The 18,819-nt window shown below is 57.9% G+C and carries 16 protein-coding genes; 5 read left to right on the top strand and 11 right to left on the bottom strand.

Features of this window, described 5'->3' with window-relative positions:
- The first annotated feature begins 183 nt into the window (after window positions 1-183).
- Both ACU6HM_RS17005 and ACU6HM_RS17010 read left to right on the top strand, forming a co-directional pair.
- On the top strand, window positions 184-621 hold the full coding sequence (locus tag ACU6HM_RS17005; protein WP_446764112.1) for a DUF2946 family protein: 438 nt from the start codon (window positions 184-186) through the stop codon (window positions 619-621).
- A 98-nt stretch (window positions 622-719) separates the two neighbouring features.
- The gene (locus ACU6HM_RS17010) at window positions 720-2,771 is read left to right on the top strand and encodes a TonB-dependent copper receptor (protein ID WP_009457474.1); all 2,052 of its coding nucleotides are present in this window, start codon (window positions 720-722) and stop codon (window positions 2,769-2,771) included.
- 251 nt (window positions 2,772-3,022) lie between these two features.
- On the opposite strand, the gene rpoH is transcribed toward ACU6HM_RS17010, so the two are convergent.
- From rpoH to ACU6HM_RS17065, 11 genes are all read right to left on the bottom strand, one after another.
- Entirely contained in the window at window positions 3,023-3,919 is an 897-nt protein-coding gene (gene rpoH / locus ACU6HM_RS17015) for an RNA polymerase sigma factor RpoH (RefSeq protein ID WP_009457472.1), read from the bottom strand.
- 286 nt (window positions 3,920-4,205) lie between these two features.
- Window positions 4,206-5,099 carry an S-formylglutathione hydrolase gene (gene fghA, locus ACU6HM_RS17020; RefSeq protein WP_009457471.1) on the bottom strand — a complete coding sequence of 298 codons (894 nt, stop codon included), beginning with the start codon at window positions 5,097-5,099 and terminating at the stop codon, window positions 4,206-4,208.
- A 127-nt stretch (window positions 5,100-5,226) separates the two neighbouring features.
- Window positions 5,227-6,333 (bottom strand): S-(hydroxymethyl)glutathione dehydrogenase/class III alcohol dehydrogenase, encoded by a 1,107-nt coding sequence (locus ACU6HM_RS17025; RefSeq protein WP_022983664.1) that lies wholly within the window; start codon window positions 6,331-6,333, stop codon window positions 5,227-5,229.
- A 152-nt stretch (window positions 6,334-6,485) separates the two neighbouring features.
- The gene (gene clsB / locus ACU6HM_RS17030) at window positions 6,486-7,727 is read right to left on the bottom strand and encodes a cardiolipin synthase ClsB (RefSeq protein ID WP_035269720.1); all 1,242 of its coding nucleotides are present in this window, start codon (window positions 7,725-7,727) and stop codon (window positions 6,486-6,488) included.
- A gap of 41 nt (window positions 7,728-7,768) precedes the next feature.
- Window positions 7,769-8,620, bottom strand: a complete 852-nt coding sequence (locus tag ACU6HM_RS17035) for an endonuclease/exonuclease/phosphatase family protein (protein WP_009457467.1) — start codon at window positions 8,618-8,620, stop codon at window positions 7,769-7,771.
- An 18-nt stretch (window positions 8,621-8,638) separates the two neighbouring features.
- Window positions 8,639-10,426 carry an aspartate--tRNA ligase gene (gene aspS / locus ACU6HM_RS17040; protein ID WP_009457464.1) on the bottom strand — a complete coding sequence of 596 codons (1,788 nt, stop codon included), beginning with the start codon at window positions 10,424-10,426 and terminating at the stop codon, window positions 8,639-8,641.
- Window positions 10,427-10,468: 42 nt separating this feature from the next.
- Window positions 10,469-11,128, bottom strand: a complete 660-nt coding sequence (locus ACU6HM_RS17045) for a DUF502 domain-containing protein (RefSeq protein ID WP_009457462.1) — start codon at window positions 11,126-11,128, stop codon at window positions 10,469-10,471.
- A gap of 11 nt (window positions 11,129-11,139) precedes the next feature.
- Window positions 11,140-11,343, bottom strand: coding sequence for an FmdB family zinc ribbon protein (locus ACU6HM_RS17050; RefSeq protein WP_371478382.1), 204 nt, complete (start codon window positions 11,341-11,343; stop codon window positions 11,140-11,142).
- A gap of 263 nt (window positions 11,344-11,606) precedes the next feature.
- Window positions 11,607-12,866 (bottom strand): putative Na+/H+ antiporter, encoded by a 1,260-nt coding sequence (locus tag ACU6HM_RS17055; RefSeq protein ID WP_446764113.1) that lies wholly within the window; start codon window positions 12,864-12,866, stop codon window positions 11,607-11,609.
- A gap of 43 nt (window positions 12,867-12,909) precedes the next feature.
- Window positions 12,910-13,854 (bottom strand): 4-hydroxybenzoate octaprenyltransferase, encoded by a 945-nt coding sequence (gene ubiA, locus ACU6HM_RS17060; protein WP_009457445.1) that lies wholly within the window; start codon window positions 13,852-13,854, stop codon window positions 12,910-12,912.
- A 210-nt stretch (window positions 13,855-14,064) separates the two neighbouring features.
- Window positions 14,065-15,261: an aminotransferase-like domain-containing protein gene (locus ACU6HM_RS17065; RefSeq protein ID WP_009457443.1), complete on the bottom strand. Its 1,197-nt coding sequence runs from the start codon at window positions 15,259-15,261 to the stop codon at window positions 14,065-14,067.
- A gap of 295 nt (window positions 15,262-15,556) precedes the next feature.
- Between ACU6HM_RS17065 and ACU6HM_RS17070 the strand changes: the two genes are divergently transcribed.
- From ACU6HM_RS17070 to ACU6HM_RS17080, 3 genes are read left to right on the top strand one after another with little or no spacing between them, the layout of a single operon-like run.
- Window positions 15,557-16,162 carry a HutD/Ves family protein gene (locus ACU6HM_RS17070; protein ID WP_446764114.1) on the top strand — a complete coding sequence of 202 codons (606 nt, stop codon included), beginning with the start codon at window positions 15,557-15,559 and terminating at the stop codon, window positions 16,160-16,162.
- A 4-nt stretch (window positions 16,163-16,166) separates the two neighbouring features.
- Complete coding sequence (gene hutI / locus ACU6HM_RS17075; protein WP_009457440.1) at window positions 16,167-17,396, top strand: imidazolonepropionase; 1,230 nt, start codon at window positions 16,167-16,169, stop codon at window positions 17,394-17,396.
- Window positions 17,393-18,814 carry a formimidoylglutamate deiminase gene (locus tag ACU6HM_RS17080; protein WP_250756292.1) on the top strand — a complete coding sequence of 474 codons (1,422 nt, stop codon included), beginning with the start codon at window positions 17,393-17,395 and terminating at the stop codon, window positions 18,812-18,814. The genes hutI and ACU6HM_RS17080 overlap by 4 nt, the downstream gene beginning before the upstream one ends.
- Window positions 18,815-18,819: the final 5 nt, after the last annotated feature.

The raw sequence follows: 18,819 nt of genomic DNA on the forward strand, positions 1-18,819 counted from the left end.
ATGAATCAGAATAGCGCCTTTTTCCGGACACACAGCCGCCGAATTATCTTTTTCTCGCAAAATTTACGTTTTTTGGCCTATGGACCCGCATTCAGAAACACAAATGGACGGTGATACGGCGGCAAGCCAAAATCTGCGCCAGCGCAAGTTCACGTCTGACATAACTCGTTATACTTTCGCATCATGAATTTCCCGCGCACCTTCCTCGCTGCGACTCACTGGCCCCATCGTCTGGGCCTGTGCTTGTTGTTGCTGGCTGTGGTGCTGCGCGGCATGGTCCCTGCGGGCTATATGCCCAAGCAGACAGATCAGGGGTATGCGCTGGCCTTCTGTCTACCTTCAGGACAAAGCCTTCCCCCTGAAATGATTCAGCACTGGGCGGCCTTGTTAGGCGAGGACGCCACGCCCCATTCGGACGAGGCTACCACCAGCGCCACCTGTCCGTTCTGCGTCATGCTGCAAGCCGCATTGACGCCCGCGCCGATTGCTATCGTCACGCCTTTGAGCCTGGGCCAGTTTCGGCCCTTGCTGCTTCCCCCTCTTAGCCCCGCTCTGGCGCAGGCCTTTATTCGTGGCCCGCCTGTGGGGCAACGCGCCCCACCCTCTCTTCTTCCTGCCTGATTCCCCGCGTTCGGCTCTGCCGCCACGCCTTTTCTCCTTTGTTGCCATCGCCCAAGCGGGTTTGCCGCTGGACGACGGCTGCTCTTCGGAATTTAGTCATGAAGAAATTAATAAACCCCGGCCTGATCAGCGCCGGTGTGCTGGCCTGCGTGCCTTCTATTGCCCTGGCCCAATCCACCGTTATTGAACAACTCAGCCCTATCGTAGTGACCGGAGTGGCTCCTGAATCCCCTTTGCAGTTCAGCACCAACCCCAAACTGCCCCGCCTGCCCTTGCCTGCCAGCGACGGCACGGACTACTTGAAAACCATTCCTGGCTTTGCGGCCATTCGTAATGGCGGCAGCAACGGGGACCCGGTGCTGCGCGGCATGTTTGGCTCGCGTCTGAATGTGCTGACCAATGGCAGCTCCATGCCCGGTGCCTGCCCGTCACGCATGGATGCGCCGACCTCCTACATTTCGCCCCAATCCTTTGATGAACTGACCATCATCAAGGGCCCTCAAAGCGTGCGCTGGGGCCCGGGTGCTTCTGCCGGAACGGTACGCTTCGAGCGCAAAGCGCCCGGCTTTACCGAGAACGACGCCACGCTGGACGCCAGTATTCTGGGCGGTTCGGCTGGCCGTCACGCAGGCAATGTGGACTTTGCGGCTGGCAATGCCTCTTACTATGCCCGCCTGACTGCCAATCAAGATCGCGCTCAGGACTACAAGGACGGTGATGGCGAACGTGTGCCCTCGCGCTGGAAGAAATGGAATACGGACGTCGCCATTGGCCTGACGCCGGATGCCGATACCTTGCTGGAGCTCAGTGCAGGCACAGGCGACGGCTATGCCCGCTATGCTGGTCGTGGCATGGATGGCACAAAATTCAAGCGTGAAACCTTGGGTCTGCGTTTCAAGAAGGATATGCACGAAGGCGTGCTGCGCAATGTAGAGGCCCAGCTCTACTACAACTACGCCGATCACGTGATGGACAACTACGGGCTGCGCACCTTCAAACCGGGAGGAGGCATGTCCATGCCTATGGCCTCCAATGTGGACCGCCTGACCTGGGGTGGCCGTCTAAGCATGGACTGGGCCTTGAGCGAGGACCTGACCTTGACCACAGGTGCCGATTTGATGCGCAGCCGCCATCGCAAACGCAGTGGCATGGGCATGCAGGACTACCGCGATCAGGATTGGGTGAAAGATGCCGAGTTCGACAATATTGGTCTGTTCACCGAAGCCCGTTGGGACCTGAACGACGCCAGCCGTTTGATTGGTGGCGCACGTCTGGATTGGGCCAGTGCCCGCGACCTGCGACCCAGCCTGGGCAGTGGCATGATGAGCAAGCCCAACCCCGGTGCGAACGAGCGCCGTAGAGAAACCCTGCCCAGTGCCTTCCTGCGTATCGAGCATGATCTGGATTCCCTGCCCTTGAGCCTGTACGCCGGTATTGGTCATGTGCAGCGCATGCCGGACTACTGGGAGCTGATTTCCCCGGCCAGCGGCCCGCAAGGCAGCGCCAGTGCCTTCCTGGGCATTCAGCCTGAAAAGACCACACAGCTGGATTTTGGTGCTCAGTACAAGGATGAAACGGTCTCGGCCTGGGCCTCTGCCTATATTGGCCAGATCCAGGATTACATCCTGTTCGACTACCTGCCCGGTGGCATGATGGGCATGAAAACCCAGGCCAGAAACGTCAAGGCCCGCATCATGGGTGGCGAATTGGGTGCGGACTGGAAAGCGACGCCCAACTGGACTTTGGGCGGCAGCCTGGCCTACGCCTGGGGCCGTAACAGTACGGATGGCCGAGCCCTGCCGCAAATGCCCCCGCTCGATCTGCGCCTGACAGCGGATTATGTGCAAGGCCCCTGGTCTGCCGGCGGTGTCTGGCGCATTGTAGCCAAGCAAAATCGCTATTCGCAGGGACAAGGGAATGTGGTGGGTTACGACTTCGGGCCTACAGGTGGTTTCAGTACCTTGTCGCTGTATGGCGGCTACAAGATCAACCGCAATCTGTCCCTGACTGCCGGTGTGGATAATGTGTTCGACAAGACTTACGGCGAACACCTGAATCTGGCCGGGAACAGTGGTTTTGGTTTTGGCGCAGCAAGCCGCTTTAATGATCCTGGCCGCACCGTCTGGCTGCGTGCCGCGTTGACCTTCTGATCGATTTTGCCTACTGGGTCGGGCTGACTCGGCAGGCAAAACAGCTGAAAAATCAGGACAAAAAAAAGGGACACCTAGCTGGTGTCCCGTAAACATCCGCTTCAAAAGGGAGGGGAAGAGGAGAAGCCGAAGCGGATGCGCAAATGCCGAATTGCATAGGTGGCAAAAATCAGCAAATGTATTGTTTAGTCCGCGAAAATCAGCTTAAGTTCTTCGGATTCCCCCGAAAAGTTGTAACTCTTTAAAACGACTCAAGCCGCAGGCGCCAAGGCGACGCGCAGCTTCTTGAACGCCGCCACTTCGATCTGACGGATACGCTCTGCCGACACGCCGAATTCGGCGGCCAGATCGTGCAAGGTGGCACCGCCATCGTCCTGCAACCAGCGGGCGCGCACAATGCGCTGCGAACGCTCGTCCAGCGTGTCGATCGCTTCTTCCAGGCCGCTGCCTTCCAGCATATCCTGGGCACGACGCTCCAGCACGCGTGTGGGTTCCTCGTGTCCTTCATCGGACAGGTAGGAGATAGGCGCGAAATTGTCATCGTCGTCGTTGGCCGGGGCTTCCAGGGCCATATCGTGACCGGACAGACGCACTTCCATCTCGCTGACGTCCTGAGGACGCACATCGAGTTCACGTGCAATCGCGTCTACCTGGGCCGTATCCAGCGTTTGACCGTCCGGACGCATGCGGCGCAGATTGAAAAACAGTTTGCGTTGGGCCTTGGTGGTGGCCACTTTCACCATGCGCCAGTTGCGCACGACATATTCGTGGATCTCGGCCTTGATCCAGTGCACGGCAAAGGACACCAGACGTACACCGCGATCGGGGTCAAAGCGTTTGACGGCCTTCATCAGGCCCACGTTACCTTCCTGAATCAGGTCGGCATGCGGCAAGCCGTAACCCAGGTACTGGCGGGCAATGGAGACCACCAGACGCAGGTGCGACAAAATCAGTTCACGCGCAGCATCCAGGTCATCCTGGTCGCGCAGGCGCTGACCCAGCTCGGTTTCGCGTTCGGCGCTGAGCATGGGCAGGCGGTTAACAGCAGAAATATACGCTTCGATCGTCCCCAGTGCGCCTGGATTAGACACGGCGGCGACGAGTTCATTACCAGACGTCAGGGCCAAAGCGTTCGCTTGTTGTGTCATGGAAAATCCTTCAAAAGTCAGCCGGCGAGAGCACTAAACAAGGCTCTCAAACCGCAGAAAACGTATTTCAACAATCATTGAGTTTAGCACTCGATGGTCTGGAGTGCTAAAAATTTCGAGTACAGGAATAAGAGCGTCGCAGCAAGAAAAAGTTCACTACTTGAGGGAAAACTGCGGCAAATCGGTGGGCAGGACGCCACAAACAGGCAAAAAACCGTGGCTGCCTGAGAGTAACGCTTTAACGCCCACCTGAAAATAACAAAGTGCGACCTTGTTTATCCAGCGATCACAGTCGCTCGGCGTGGAAATTCAGATGGTCCTGAATGAAGGTCGAGATGAAATAGTAGCCGTGGTCATAGCCGTCGTGACGGCGCAGGGTCAAAGGCTGTTTGGCCTGCTCGCACGCCTGCTCGAATACTTCCGGATACAGTTGTTCGGCCAGAAAGGCATCGCTCAAGCCCTGGTCCACCAAGATACCGGCAGGATACGGCGTACTGGTCTTGGCCATCAGGGCACTGGCGTCGTGTTGTTCCCAAGCCTGGCGATCCTGACCCAAATAGGCACCAAAGGCCTTTTCGCCCCAAGGGCAGCGGGTCGGCGCCGCAATGGGCGCAAAGGCCGACACGGAGCGGTACTTGCCAGGGTGGCGCAAAGCCAGCGTCAAGGCACCGTGCCCGCCCATGGAGTGACCAAAGATACCGACACGGCGGGCGTCGCCGGGCAAGATGGTCGTGACCAGATCAAACAGCTCCTGGGTCACATAGCTTTCCATGCGGTAATTCTTGCTCCAGCCGGGCTCAGTGGCATCCAGATAGAAACCGGCACCGGTTCCCAGATCCCAGCCATCGTCCTCCCCGTCCACGCCAGCACCACGCGGGCTGGTATCAGGAGTGACCAGCATGATGCCGTGCTCGGCAGCGTAACGCTGGGCACCGGCCTTGATCATGAAGGTTTCTTCCGTGCAGGTCAGGCCGGCCAGAAAAAACAGCACAGGCACACGGCCTTGCCCGATAGCCTCTGCCAGGCTGGCAGCCCCTTTCTGAGCGCTGGCCTGTAGTTGCGGCGGCATGTACACAGAAAAACGCATGGGCAGGCCAATTGTCTGCGAAGCGTGTTGGTAGTAGCGCTGCCAACCATTAAAACAGCGGTGTTCGTTGAGCAGTTCCAGTGTCTGAGTCATAGCCCCCTCGTGTTCTCAATTGCAGATCCGGCCCAAAGCCCGTGGCACGCCCAAGGGCAGCATACGAGCTCTGAAACCGGGATAAAGAGTGCAGGCGACTGCCTGCGCCCTTCTCAAGCGACGTCTATCAGTACATCACCACCGAACGGATGGATTTACCGGCATTCATCAGGTCAAAGCCTTCGTTGATGCGCTCCAGCGGCAAGGTGTGGGTGATCAGATCGTCGATATTGATCTTGCCATCCATGTACCAGTCCACAATGGTCGGGACGTCGGTACGGCCACGAGCGCCACCAAAGGCAGAGCCCTTCCATTCGCGACCTGTGACCAGCTGGAACGGTCGGGTGGAGATTTCGGCACCGGCTTCGGCCACACCAATAATGATGGACTGGCCCCAGCCGCGGTGGCAGCACTCCAGTGCCTGACGCATCACCTTGGTGTTGCCGATACATTCGAAGGAGTAATCCGCGCCGCCGTCAGTCAGTTGAATAATGTGGTCGACCACGTTTTCAACCTCATTGGGGTTCACGAAATCGGTCATGCCAAACTGGCGAGCCATGGCTTCGCGCTCGGGGTTGATGTCCACTCCGATGATCTTGCCAGCGCCGACCATCTTGGCGCCCTGGATCACGTTCAGGCCAATACCGCCCAAACCGAACACCACCACGTTAGCGCCCGCTTCCACCTTGGCGGTGAACAGCACAGCGCCCAAACCGGTAGTCACGCCACAGCCGATGTAGCACACCTTGTCGAAAGGTGCGTCGTTACGAATCTTGGCCAAGGCAATTTCCGGCACCACGATGTGGTTAGCGAAAGTCGATGTGCCCATGTAGTGGTGCACTGGCTTGCCGCCAATGGAGAAACGCGAGGTGCCATCGGGCATCAGGCCCTTGCCCTGAGTCGAACGGATCGCGGTACACAGGTTGGTCTTGCGCGACAGGCAGGATTTGCACTGGCGGCACTCGGGTGTGTACAGAGGGATCACGTGATCGCCGGGACGCAGGCTAGTCACGCCAGCACCTACATCCAGCACCACGCCTGCACCTTCATGGCCCAGAATCGCTGGGAACAAACCTTCTGGATCAGCACCGGACAAGGTGTAGTAATCGGTATGGCAAATGCCCGTCGCCTTGATTTCGACCAGCACTTCGCCCGCTTTGGGACCTGCCAGATCGACCTCTTCAATCGTTAGCGGAGCGCCCGCTTTCCAGGCAACAGCTGCACGTGTTTTCATGTGGTCCACCCTCCGGGTAAAAGTAATTATGGTTACGGCAAACTCGGTCCTTCGGGACCAAACTCTTAAAGTATAGAGAGTATTTTATAAGGCGCTGCCCGGCTGGCGGCACCTTGTATGGGTAAAGACCCGTACAAATCACCTGGCAGGCATCAATACAAGGACGATTTACCCGTCAGCAGCACGCCCAGGCGCAACATGCCATAAGCCAGATAATCGCCCAGTCGACTGAACAAACCCAGCCGCTGATACTGCTCCGGGTAGACGCGCGCTGCATTATGCTCGATCTCGTACTCCAGCTTGGCCTGCAGGTCCTGGGTGAAAGGCACATCCTGAATCAGCACATTAGCCTCGCGCGCCAACAGCAGACTGAACGGGTCCAGATTGGACGAGCCCACCATGGAGTAATCGTCGATAACGGCGACTTTAGCGTGTAAATAGCTGGCCTTGTACTCGTACAGTTCGATGCCATGATCCAGCAACTTCCCGTACATGAATCTACAGGCCCGATATTGCAGGAAGTATTCGGCATGGCCTTGCAGCAACAAACGCACCCGCACGCCTCGTTCCGCCGTCTGTTCGATACGGCGACGCAAGGTACGGCCCGGAAAGAAATAGGCATTGGCCAGCACCACCTGCTCCTGCGCTTTGCCGAGCAAGTGCAGATACGCCTGCTCAATCTGCTGCCGATGGCGCACATTGTCCCGCAGCAGCAAGCAGGCCCGTACTCCTTCAAAAACCTGCCCGGCCTGCTCCGCCTTCTTGCGCGCCTGACGCCGCTTGCGCCATTCACGCCACAGGGTAAAGCGCTGGGTGAAGCTGTCCCAATCCTTGCGTCTGCGCCAGGCCATGCGCAGCCATAAAGCCTGCTGAGCACGCACCATATCGTCGACAATGGGCCCTTCGCAGCGTACAGCAAAATCAAAGCGCGGCCTGCCCTGTCCATTGATCAGGGGCACCTCATCAAAGTCGTCCAGAATATTGATGCCCCCCACAAATCCAATGCGCTCATCGACCACCAGCATTTTCCGGTGCAGTCTGCGCAAACGTCGCAAGGACAAGCGCGGTTCGCGCCACCCTTGGGGTTTGGGGCGATAAATCCGGTAGCGGGCACGCATGGCCTTCAACTGTTCGGCAATCTGCAAGGCATGCACATCACTGCCAAAGCCATCAATCACCACACGTACGCGTACACCCCGCTCACAGGCTCGTCGCAAGGCGTCCAGAACGCTGTGACCGCTGTCATCCAGGTTGAAGATATAGGTTTCCAGATGCAGACGCTTTTTCGCCTGATCGATAGCTTCGCAAATGGCCGGAAAGAACTCCTGGCCGTTTTGCAGCAAGGTGATTTGATTACCTTCGTGCCATAGTGGATCGCGCTTCAGACTCGGCATGCTTGCTAGGCCTATGCGTTAAGAAACCACTGAACGCCCCTTTACGGCAGCTCCAGCTCGGTCAGGATGGGGGCATGGTCGGACAACTGTTTCCAGGGGTCTCCCACCAGTACACGGGCATTACGCACTGCAAAACCACGCTGGTAGACGCGATCCAGACGTAGCCAGGGAAATGCCGCGGGGAAGGTACGAGGCGGTGGCGTCATGCGTGCGGCACCGTTCACGCCCAGCTGAATGCCTTGATCCGGCACGACCAGCCCGCTTTTGCGCATGGTACGCAGCCATTTGATGGGCTGACGCAGTCGGAAACGGTTATCGGCCTGACCACGAGGCGAGAACGAAAATACCTCGTACAGATTCAGCTGCTGCACAAAGATGGGTGCCAGGCGGTTATTCCAGTCGTTGAAGTCGCCTGCAATCAGCAAGGGCTCGTCCGCAGGGACAATGCGCTTGATGCGATCGAGCAAGGCCTGAACCTGACGAACTCGGCCGCTGTTGAACAATCCCAGGTGCACCACAATGCAATGCACCGGACGGCCATCGACATCAATGACGGCATGAAGCAAACCGCGCTGCTCCATACGATGGTCGGAAATGTCCTGGTTTTCGTACTGCAGAATGGGAAAGCGCGACAGCAAGGCGTTGCCGTGGTCCGTATGAGGGCGAACCACGTTGCAGCCGTAAGCCGTATTCATGCGCAAGGCAGCGGCCAGGGATTCGTGCTGGGCGTCCAGACTGCCTTGCAGCTGGTTACGCCCCTGCACTTCCTGCAAGAACAACAAGTCGGGAGACAGGCCGTAAAGTCCCAGGCGCAGATCCGCCAAAGACTCCCGTTTGCCCGAAGCCGAGCGGCCTTTGTGAATGTTGTAGCTAACTACCCGAATCACTGACACGCCGTCCCCCGTTCTGACTTACTTGTTTTCAACAGCCCGCAGACGAATATGCAACTCGCGCAGCTGCTGCTCGTCCACAGCCGATGGGGCCTGGGTGAGCAGACACTGAGCACGCTGTGTCTTGGGGAAAGCAATCACGTCACGGATCGAATCGGCACCGGCCATCAGGGTGACCAGACGATCCAGACCCATAGCCAGACCACCGTGTGGAGGTGCGCCGTATTGCAGCGCATCCAGCAGGAAGCCGAACTTCAGTTGTGCTTCTTCAGGGCCGATCTTCAAGGCATTGAACACTTTGCTTTGAACGTCAGCACGGTGGATACGGACCGAGCCGCCACCCACTTCCCAACCGTTCAGCACCATGTCGTAAGCCTTGGCAAAGGCCTTGCCGGGATCTGTTTCCAGCAGGTCTTCGTGGCCGTCTTTGGGGCTGGTGAAGGGGTGGTGAGCTGCAAAGTAGCGGTTTTCGCCCTCGTCGTATTCGAACATGGGGAAGTCCACCACCCACAGGGGTTTCCAACCTTCTTCAACCAGACCGTTCGCCTTACCGAATTCGCTGTGACCAATCTTGATACGCAGGGCACCAATCGCATCGTTCACGATCTTGGCCTTGTCAGCACCAAAGAAGATCAGGTCGCCGTTCTGGGCGCCCGTGCGCTCCATCACCTGTTTCAGAACCTCAACATTGATGTTCTTGACGATAGGCGACTGCAGACCTTCAGGGATTGAGGTCACATCGTTGACCTTGATGTAAGCCAGCCCCTTGGCACCGTAGATGCCGACGAACTTGGTGTATGCGTCGATTTCGCTACGTGGCATGGCGCCACCACCAGGAATGCGCAGAGCAACCACGCGGCAGGAGGGGTCGTTGGCCGGTGCGGAGAAGACCTTGAAGTCCACTTCACGCATCAGGTCGGCCACGTCCACGAACTCCAGCTTGACGCGCAGGTCAGGCTTGTCCGAACCGTAGCGCTGCATGGCCTCAGTCCAGCTCATGGTGGGGAACTTGGGCAGTTCCACGTTTTGCACAGTGCGGAAAATGTGCGTGACCATGCCTTCAAAAATATCGCGAATCTGCTCTTCGTTCAGGAAAGAGGTTTCGCAGTCGATCTGGGTAAATTCAGGCTGGCGGTCAGCACGCAAGTCTTCGTCGCGGAAGCACTTGGTGATCTGGTAGTAACGGTCAAAGCCCGACACCATCAGCATCTGCTTGAACAGCTGGGGCGACTGGGGCAATGCAAAGAATTCGCCTGCGTTCACACGCGAGGGAACCAGGTAGTCGCGAGCGCCTTCAGGGGTGCTCTTGGTCAACATGGGGGTTTCAATATCAATGAAACCCAGGTCGTCCAGGTAGCGACGGGATTGCATGGCCACTTTGTAGCGCAGCATCAGGTTGTTCTGCATCTGCGGACGGCGCAAATCCAGCACACGGTGCGTCAGACGCGTGGTTTCGGACAGATTGTCATCATCCAGCTGGAAAGCAGGCGTGACCGAAGCGTTCAGGATTTCGATTTCGTCGCAAACGATTTCAATCTCGCCCGAACGCAGATCAGGATTGACCGTGCCTTCAGGACGAGCCTGAACGCGGCCGGTAATGCGCAGGCAGTACTCATTACGGATACGTTCGGCCACTTCAAAGGCCTGAACGTTGTCAGGGTTGACGACAACCTGCGCCAGACCCTCACGGTCGCGCAGATCAATGAAAATCACACCCCCGTGGTCGCGGCGACGATGTACCCAGCCAAACAAATTGACCGTCTGGCCCAGGTATTCTTTGGAAACCTCGCCGGTATAACACGTACGCATCTAGGATGACTCCGAAATAGTAAAAACTGCAAATTGGAAAATTCAGGTTCCAGCCAAGGGGGGTGTCCCTTTGGGACCCTCCGGCTGGTCAGAAACAGGGGGCAAAGCGATCGGCTCGGTAGGGCTGACCACTCCCATGGATACGATGTATTTAAGCGCCGCATCCACTGTCATGTCGAGCTTGTGTACATCCGCCCGAGGCATCATCAGGAAAAAACCGGAAGTCGGGTTGGGCGTGGTGGGCACGTAGACGCTGACAAAGTCCTCTCCCAGAATCTGCGCCACTTGTCCGCCCGGCGTGCCGGTCAAAAAGGCAATGGTCCAGGAACCGGCCCTGGGATACTGCACCAGAACGGCCTCGCGAAACGCCTGACCATCGGGTGCCAACACCGTATCACTGACTTGTTTGACGGAATTATAAATGGAACGCACCAAAGGAATACGCCCAAGTAGCAATTCCCAACGATCCACAACGGCACGGCCCAGGTAATTGGCCGCCAGCAAACCCGTACCAAACAAGACAGCCAGCACCAGCACAATTCTAAAGCCGGGAATCCGCAGGCCGAACAGGGCCTGCGAAGACAGAAACTCCGGCACTACGCTCTCCAGCGTTTCGATCAGCAAGGTCAGCACCCAGACGGTGATGACCAAGGGCACCCAGATGAGCAGGCCAGTGACGAAATAACGCTTGAAGGGGCGCATAAGAAATGGTGTTAGCTGGACGATGAGGAAGAAGGTGTCGTCGCAGGCGCGGGTGTGGACGTAGCGCCACTGTCCGCGGGCTTGCTGCCACCCTGGTTACGAAAATCCGTTACATACCAGCCCGTACCCTTGAGCTGGAATCCGGCCGCCGTTACCTGTTTGGTAAAGGTAGGCTGGTTACATTCTGGACAAACCTCCAAAACGGGGTCCGACATTTTTTGCAGCACATCTTTTTCGTATTGGCACGAGCTGCATTTATACGCATAGATAGGCACGACTCACCCTAACAAAAAGCCGAAACAAACTTCGAGATACAAATAAGTAGGGTCGAAACCAGCAAATTCAAGCCGGAGACCCGTTCAATCAGCAACCGCAAAGGGTTCCCAGGGGCGCTTCTGCCGTGATTTTAGCCCTTTTGGCGTTCAATCGCACTGAACTTCGCCCCGGCCAGACAGGCCGCCCCTGGCGGCCATCCGGTTCAGATCAAAAACAGGCAGGCTGCGACCAAGGTTGGCACCATGGCACTGAGCAGCAAACGCAGAGGCGAGATCGCACCATCCGGGAAGCTGCCTTTCAGAATGGAGAAGCCGGCGGGGTTGGGCGCGTTGGCAATCACGGTCAGACCACCGCCCGTAACCGCACCGGCCACCAGCATATAGCGCCAGATATCCGAGGTGCCTTCCACCAGAGAGCCCAGATAGGTCAGTGCCGCGTTATCCGTTACTGCCGTCAAGGCCGTCGCCCCCCAGAACAGCACGGTGGGCGACAAGCCGCCCAGCAGATCCTGCAGCCACCACTTCTGCAGACCGCCCAGGACCACCAGACCGGCCAGGAAGAAACCGACCATCAGGCCTTCACGCACCAGCAAGGGGTTCTGGTAATGCTTGTAGGAGTGGGCATAGCCAATAAACAGCATCAGCAGAGCCATGAACACAATGGGGTGATGCGCGCCCAGCACAATCGCCACCAGGAAAGCCACGTGAATGGCCATGACGGTAATGGGCACCGGGCGCTGCGCTTGTTTTGCTTCAGGCATACCCTGCCCCATTTCCATCAAGGCTTTACGGCAAACCAGGGTGACCAGGGTGGCATTGATCAGGACGGCCATCACAGCACGCCAACCAAAATGCGTCGCCATAAAGGCGGTGTCCCAGCCAAAGGTACTGGCCACCATCAAGACCGGAGGGGCTGCATAGGCAGTCAGCACGCCACCAATAGAGACGTTCACAAACAGCACGCCCACGGTCAAATACTTGAAACCGGCATGGCCTTGATGACGGAAATAGGCTTTGTGCAACAGCAGCGCCGCCAACGTCATGGCAGCGGGCTCGGTAATCAGGGAACCGGCCAGAGGCACTACCGACATAGTGATGAAGTAGGTGGAGATCTTGTCAGACACGGGCACAGCACGCGCCAGCACCGCCACCGTCTTGTTCACCAGTTCCAGAATCGGGCGGCTGGCGGCAACTACCATGATCGCGAACACGAACATGGGTTCGGTGAAGTTGCGGGTTTCCAGATACTCGATAGCGGACTGCAAATCCACAAAAACGGCCATATAGGCCACCAGCACACAGGCCCAGACGCCAAACACGGCCTCGACCTCGGACAACATGTGCCACAGCCCTGAGTGGCTGCCGCCTTTATTGGCCAGGCGGGCAAATACCGGAACCGAGAAGGTGTGGACGATGGCAATGGCAAATAGCGCCGTTGCGACATACTCAAGAGGAGAGGCCATTCTTCAAACCTTTAAAGCTTTACGTAAATTGCTTGAACACGGATCAAGCCAGGCTGATCGTGCCAGCCAAAGCGGCCACCACCAGCAACACACCAACCCAGATGTTGGCACGGAAAAGGCGCAGGCCTCGTTCGGGATAGCGCACGTCAAACTGCCGCATCTGCCACAGCAGATGAATGCCGATGACGGCCATCACCATGTAATACAAAATCCGCTCGTTCAGCAGAAAACCGCCCACCAGCCAGCAGGCCATGGCGGCGATGTAAAAACCGCTGATCCAGGTTTTGCCTGCCTCGCGGAAACGCAGAGCCGTGGAGTGCAGGCCCAGCTTGGTATCGTCAGCCATGTCGATATAGGCATAGATGGAGTCGTAGCCCACCTGCCACAAAATCGCGCCCACCCACATCAGGATGGCGCCAAAAGGCACCATGTTCTGCGTATCGGACCAGGCCATCAACATGCCCCAGTTAAAGCAGATACCCAGAACCACTTGCGGCCAGTAGGTAAAGCGCTTGCACAGGGGGTAAATCATCACGATCGGGAACAGGGCCAGTGCCAGCCAACGGCTGTACTCATTGATAGCCAGCAGCAGCAAGGCACACACGGCCATCTGCGCCAGCACGAAGATCACCGCCTGACGCATGGTGATCTGGCCGCTGGTCAAGGGCCGGAAACGGGTACGTTCAACCTGATGGTCGAAGTTACGGTCCGCCATATCGTTAAAGCAGCAGCCAATACCGCGCATCAACAAGGCGCCCAGAGAAAAGATCACCAAACGCCACAGGGTAGGAATACCGTCCGCTGCCTGCACCAGAGCGGCCAGAGCGGGCAAGAGGGTCAGCCAGGTGCCCACAGGCCGATCCAGCCTACACAAACGGGCATACGGCCCCCAGGATGCTGGCAAATAGCGAGCCACCCAGTCATTGTTGGGGCGCATATCGGACAGATCAGGACGCGGGGAAGATTCCGAAGCGGATGGAGATGTCATAGAGGTAAAACCTAAATCCAGGCCTCAAGCCATAGACTGAAAACAGGCATACCCTCTGGCAGAGGGTATGCGGTGGATTCCAGGAATCTGTTCATGCTCTGGGAGCAAGCAAAACGCAATGGCCGGCGCTGAAAACCACAGCGCTGGCCGGGCCAGCGCATGAAAAGACGCAGACCCATCAGTCTGCGTCCCTTGCCTGCCAAACGGCGATCAGGCTTCCTTGATGAGTTTACCCAAGATGGCGATGCCTTCGCGAATTTTTTCCTCGGGCACGGTGGCAAAGCTCAGGCGCAGGGTGTTGCGTTTGACGTCCTTGCCGGCGTAGAAAGGTTCGCCCGGAACAAAGGCCACCAGGTTCTCAATGGCCTTTTGCAGCAGGGCCGTCGCATCCACGTGCTCGGGCAAGGTCACCCAAATGAACATGCCGCCTTCGGGACGGGTCCATTGGGCCGTCGTCGGGAAGTTCTTGTCCATGGCGTCCAGCATGATGGCACACTGCTTCTGGTAAATATCGCGCACTTTGGGCAGGTGCTTTTCCAGGAAACCGTTATGTACGGCTTCGTAAACAGCCATTTGCGTCAGTGTGGAGGTGTGCAAGTCCGTGGCCTGCTTGATCTGCACCAGTTTGTCGATGATCTTGGCGGGAGCCACGATATAGCCCAGACGCAAACCAGGAGCCAGCACTTTGGAGAAGGTACCCAGGCGTATCACGGTAGCACCGGCTTTGCGGCCCAAGGACAGCAGGCTGGGCAGACGCTCGCCGGCGTAACGCAGTTCACCGTAGGGATCGTCCTCGACGATCGGGATATGCGCAGCCGCACATCGCTCCACCAGGTCCTGACGACGCTCCAGAGGCAGGCGCAGGCCGGTGGGGTTCTGGAAGTTGGGCAATGCGTACAGCAAACGGGCGCCCATGGCTTCAGGAGCCGACACGTACTCGGGGATCATGCCCTGGCCATCGGTAGGAATAGCCACGAAAGAAGGGTTGTACACAGACAGGGCCTGCAAAGCGCCCAGATAAGTAGGCGACTCCACCAGCACCTTGCTGCCTTCATCAATGAACAGCTTGCCCAGCATGTCCAGGGCTTGCTGCGAACCGTTCACCAGCAGGATTTCGTCGGCGTCCACAGGGGCGCCTTCGGCGCTCATTTGCTCTGCCAGCCATTGGCGCAGGGGCAGATAGCCTTCCGTCGTGGTGTATTGCAGTGCCACACGGCCCTGCTCGCTCAGTACCTTGTTGAACGCGCTTTGCATTTCCTCGACAGGAAAGCCGACTGGAGTGGGCAGACCGCCCGCAAAGGAAATAATCTCGGGACGCGCAGTGACCTTGAGAATTTCACGAATTGCGGAGCCACTCAGTTTCTGGGCACGTTGGGAAAAGGTAAAAGACTGCGAGAGGGTATCCATGATTCGGGGAAGTCCTGAAGAAGAACGATTAAATACTTCATATGCAAACTTTCCAGCTTGCAATAAATAACGCAGGATGCCGAAAAAACCAGGCATCCTGCACCTTTGAATGAATTATGACTCGGGTTTATTAGCGTATACCTTGCCACCAAGCGGCTTGCAGCGCAAGTAGCTCAAGGGTTTGTGCTCGGGATTTACCCTGAAAAAACAGCCTGCCCCTCCAGACGATCGTCGCGCTTTGTCTATACTCAGCTATTGTATATACAATTAAAAATCCGTCCGGAGCCATGCCACCATGAGCCAGCCCCACCCTGCCACTTTGCTTCGCTTGCTAAACATCAGCAGCCTGCCCGCGCAGCCCTGGAAAAACGGTGGCGGCACCACGCGCGAGGTGCTTTGCCATCCCGAACATTCCGGCTATGAGCACTTTGACTGGCGCATCAGCCTGGCCCAGGTCCAGACATCCGGCGATTTTTCCCGCTTTCCCGGCATAGACCGAGACATCATGTTGATCGAGGGCGACAACATGCAGCTGATTCACGAGCAAGATATCCATGTGCTGCATCCATTCCAGCCCTACGCCTTCGCTGGCGAGGACAAGATGGCCTGTTTGTTACCACTCGGTCCGACACAGGACTTGAACCTGATGCTGCGTCGGGGCCGAGCCCAAGGCAGCTTGCACGCATGGCAAGGACGAAACGACTCCATGAAATTGGCCGCTGGTACGCATTTTCTGTACGCACCGCAAGGCGGCTACCAACTCCGGGCCGACACACACAGCTGGACCCTGGGCGCCGGGCAAGCCCTGACAGGCAGCACACCCGCCCCCTTGTCCCTGCAACTGCAGGCCGACCCTGCTGATGCCCCGCTGGTCTACGCCTATATCGCTCCCACGGAATGAAATGATGAGCTACACACTTTGGACCGATTTACGCCTGGCCCCCACAGCCGACCCCGAGTACGTCATCGAAGATGCCTGCCTGGTTGTACAGGCGGACCGTATCGCCTGGATGGGCCCACGTCATGACCTGCCTGCGCAGTGGCAAGACGCCACTCAAGAACACAAGCTGGGAAACCGCTGGGTCACCCCCGGGCTGATCGACTGCCACACCCATCTGGTCTACGGCGACAACCGCGCCCAGGAATTTGCCTTGCGGCTGGCAGGGGCCTCCTATGAAGAAATCGCCCGTCAGGGTGGCGGCATTGTGTCCTCCGTCAAAGCGACGCGCTCCCTGAGCGAGGACCAACTGCTGGCCCAAGCCCTGCGCCGACTGGATGCCTTGCTGGACGAAGGCGTCACCGCGATTGAAATCAAATCCGGCTACGGTCTGAATCTGGAGAGCGAGCGCAAAATGCTGCGTATCGCCCGCCGTCTGGGCGAGCTGCGCCCGGTCACGGTGCGCACCACCTTTTTAGGTGCCCATGCCCTGCCCCCTGAATTTGCCGGGCAAACCGATGCCTATCTGGATTTGGTCTGCGATCAAATGCTGCCCACTCTGGCACAAGAAGGACTGATCGACGCGGTTGACGTCTTTTGCGAGCGTATTGCCTTCGACCTGAAGCAGTCCGAACGTGTTTTGAAAGCGGCCCAAGCACTGGGCCTGCCCGTCAAGATGCACGCCGAGCAGCTCTCCAATCTGGGCGGCACGGAAATGGCGACCCGCTACCAGGCCCTGTCCACCGACCATCTGGAATACCTGGATGAAGCAGGCGTCATCGCCATGAAAAAAGCAGGAACCGTGGCCGTGCTGCTGCCCGGAGCCTACTACTTTCTGCGCGAAACCCAGTTACCCCCGATTGAACTGCTGCGCAAACACGGCGTGCCGATGGCCCTATCCACTGACAGCAACCCCGGCACGTCCCCCTGTGCATCCCTATTACTGATGCTGAACATGGGCAGCACGCTTTTCAGGCTGACTGTCCCCGAAGCCCTGGCAGGAGTCACCCGCCATGCTGCTCAGGCCTTGGGTGCCCCTGACATCAGTGGTGAACTCAGCATCGGATCCCGCGCCGACTTTGTCGCCTGGGACATAGACTCCCTGCCCGAACTGGCCTACTGGCTGGGCCTGCCACGCTGCGCCCTGGTCGTATACCAAGGCACAATCAGCCGTGACCTGCGTAAGGAATCGCCATGAGCATCCCCCGAAAACATGAAGCGCTCTGGGCCCCTTGGGCCTATCTGGACGGCCAGTGGCAAGCGAATGTACTGCTGCGCTGGGACCAGGACGGCACACTGACAGACGTTCTGCCCGAAGCCAGTCAGCAGGCTATAGACGCGGCGGGCTTCGTCCACACAGCGCAAGGTGCCGTACTGCCGGGCATGCCCAATCTGCATTCACATGCTTTTCAAAGTGCCATGGCCGGGCTGACTGAATTCCGGGGGCAAGGCCAGGACAGCTTCTGGAGCTGGCGCGACCTGATGTACCGCTTCGCTGCCCGTCTGGAGCCCGAGCACATGCAGGCCATTGCCCAATGGCTCTATATACAGATGCTGAAAGCGGGCTACACCAGCGTGTGCGAGTTCCATTACCTGCATCACCAGCGCGACGGCCAGAATTACGCACCCATAGGCCTGCTGGCCCAAGGCGTCATGGAGGCGGCCAGCGCCAGCGGTCTGGCCATTACCATGCTGCCCGTGCTGTACCAGTACAGCGATTTCGGCAGCAAGGCGCCGCGTCAGGATCAACAGCGCTTTCTGAATAGCCCTACGCAGTTGCTGTACCTGCTGGAGTCTCTGCACAACAGCCACCCCTTGAGTGCTGACCGGCGTTACGGAGTTGCACCCCACTCCCTGCGCGCTGCCAACGTTGGTTCTATCAGTACCTTAATCGACGGCCTGCACAGCCTGCCCTCACGCCACCCGATTCACATTCACATTGCCGAACAGATGGCCGAAGTACTGGCCTGCCGGGACATCAAAGGCAGCAGTCCGGTGGCCTATCTCTATGACAACTTCAATGTGGACGAACGCTGGTGCCTGGTCCACGCCACTCATATTGACGAGCAGGAGCGCAAGCAAATTGCCCGCAGCGGTGCCGTAGCAGGTTTGTGTCCAAGCACCGAGGCGAATCTGGGTGATGGCCTGTTCCCTGCCGCCGCCTTTCTGGCGGAGCAAGGACGAATGGGCATAGGTTCAGACAGCCACATCTGCGTAGACTGGCGCGCCGAACTGCGCTTGCTGGAATATGGTCAACGATTGATCAGCCAGCAACGCAATGTGCTGACTTCGTCCCAACAACCTTTCGTCGCGGACTACTTGTTTGGCACCTGCGCACGTGGTGGCGCACAGGCGTCCGGGCGAGCCAGCGGGCAATTAAGCCCCGGTCATCAGGCAGATTTAATGGTGATTGACCTGGAGCACCCCAGTCTGGCGGGGCTGGATAAGCAGCATTGGCTGTCGGCTCTGGTCTTTTCCGAACGCGCCCACGCCAACCCGATTCGTGATGTATTCGTCAGTGGTAAGGCCTGTGTGACAGAGGGCCATCATCCTCAGGAAGAGGCGGCATTTGCGGCTTATAAAAAAACATTGAGCAGTCTACTGAACAAGGCTTAGCTACA

It is taken from the genome of Alcaligenes sp. RM2, from assembly GCF_052931795.1.

Coding starts and splice junctions, on each gene's coding strand:
- ACU6HM_RS17005 (WP_446764112.1), top strand. CDS start 184: ATGAATTTCCCGCGCACCTTCCTCGCTGCGACTCACTGGCCCCATCGT.
- ACU6HM_RS17010 (WP_009457474.1), top strand. CDS start 720: ATGAAGAAATTAATAAACCCCGGCCTGATCAGCGCCGGTGTGCTGGCC.
- rpoH (WP_009457472.1), bottom strand. CDS start 3,919: ATGACACAACAAGCGAACGCTTTGGCCCTGACGTCTGGTAATGAACTC.
- fghA (WP_009457471.1), bottom strand. CDS start 5,099: ATGACTCAGACACTGGAACTGCTCAACGAACACCGCTGTTTTAATGGT.
- ACU6HM_RS17025 (WP_022983664.1), bottom strand. CDS start 6,333: ATGAAAACACGTGCAGCTGTTGCCTGGAAAGCGGGCGCTCCGCTAACG.
- clsB (WP_035269720.1), bottom strand. CDS start 7,727: ATGCCGAGTCTGAAGCGCGATCCACTATGGCACGAAGGTAATCAAATC.
- aspS (WP_009457464.1), bottom strand. CDS start 10,426: ATGCGTACGTGTTATACCGGCGAGGTTTCCAAAGAATACCTGGGCCAG.
- ACU6HM_RS17045 (WP_009457462.1), bottom strand. CDS start 11,128: ATGCGCCCCTTCAAGCGTTATTTCGTCACTGGCCTGCTCATCTGGGTG.
- ACU6HM_RS17050 (WP_371478382.1), bottom strand. CDS start 11,343: ATGTCGGACCCCGTTTTGGAGGTTTGTCCAGAATGTAACCAGCCTACC.
- ACU6HM_RS17055 (WP_446764113.1), bottom strand. CDS start 12,866: ATGGCCTCTCCTCTTGAGTATGTCGCAACGGCGCTATTTGCCATTGCC.
- ubiA (WP_009457445.1), bottom strand. CDS start 13,854: ATGACATCTCCATCCGCTTCGGAATCTTCCCCGCGTCCTGATCTGTCC.
- ACU6HM_RS17065 (WP_009457443.1), bottom strand. CDS start 15,261: ATGGATACCCTCTCGCAGTCTTTTACCTTTTCCCAACGTGCCCAGAAA.
- ACU6HM_RS17070 (WP_446764114.1), top strand. CDS start 15,557: ATGAGCCAGCCCCACCCTGCCACTTTGCTTCGCTTGCTAAACATCAGC.
- hutI (WP_009457440.1), top strand. CDS start 16,167: ATGAGCTACACACTTTGGACCGATTTACGCCTGGCCCCCACAGCCGAC.
- ACU6HM_RS17080 (WP_250756292.1), top strand. CDS start 17,393: ATGAGCATCCCCCGAAAACATGAAGCGCTCTGGGCCCCTTGGGCCTAT.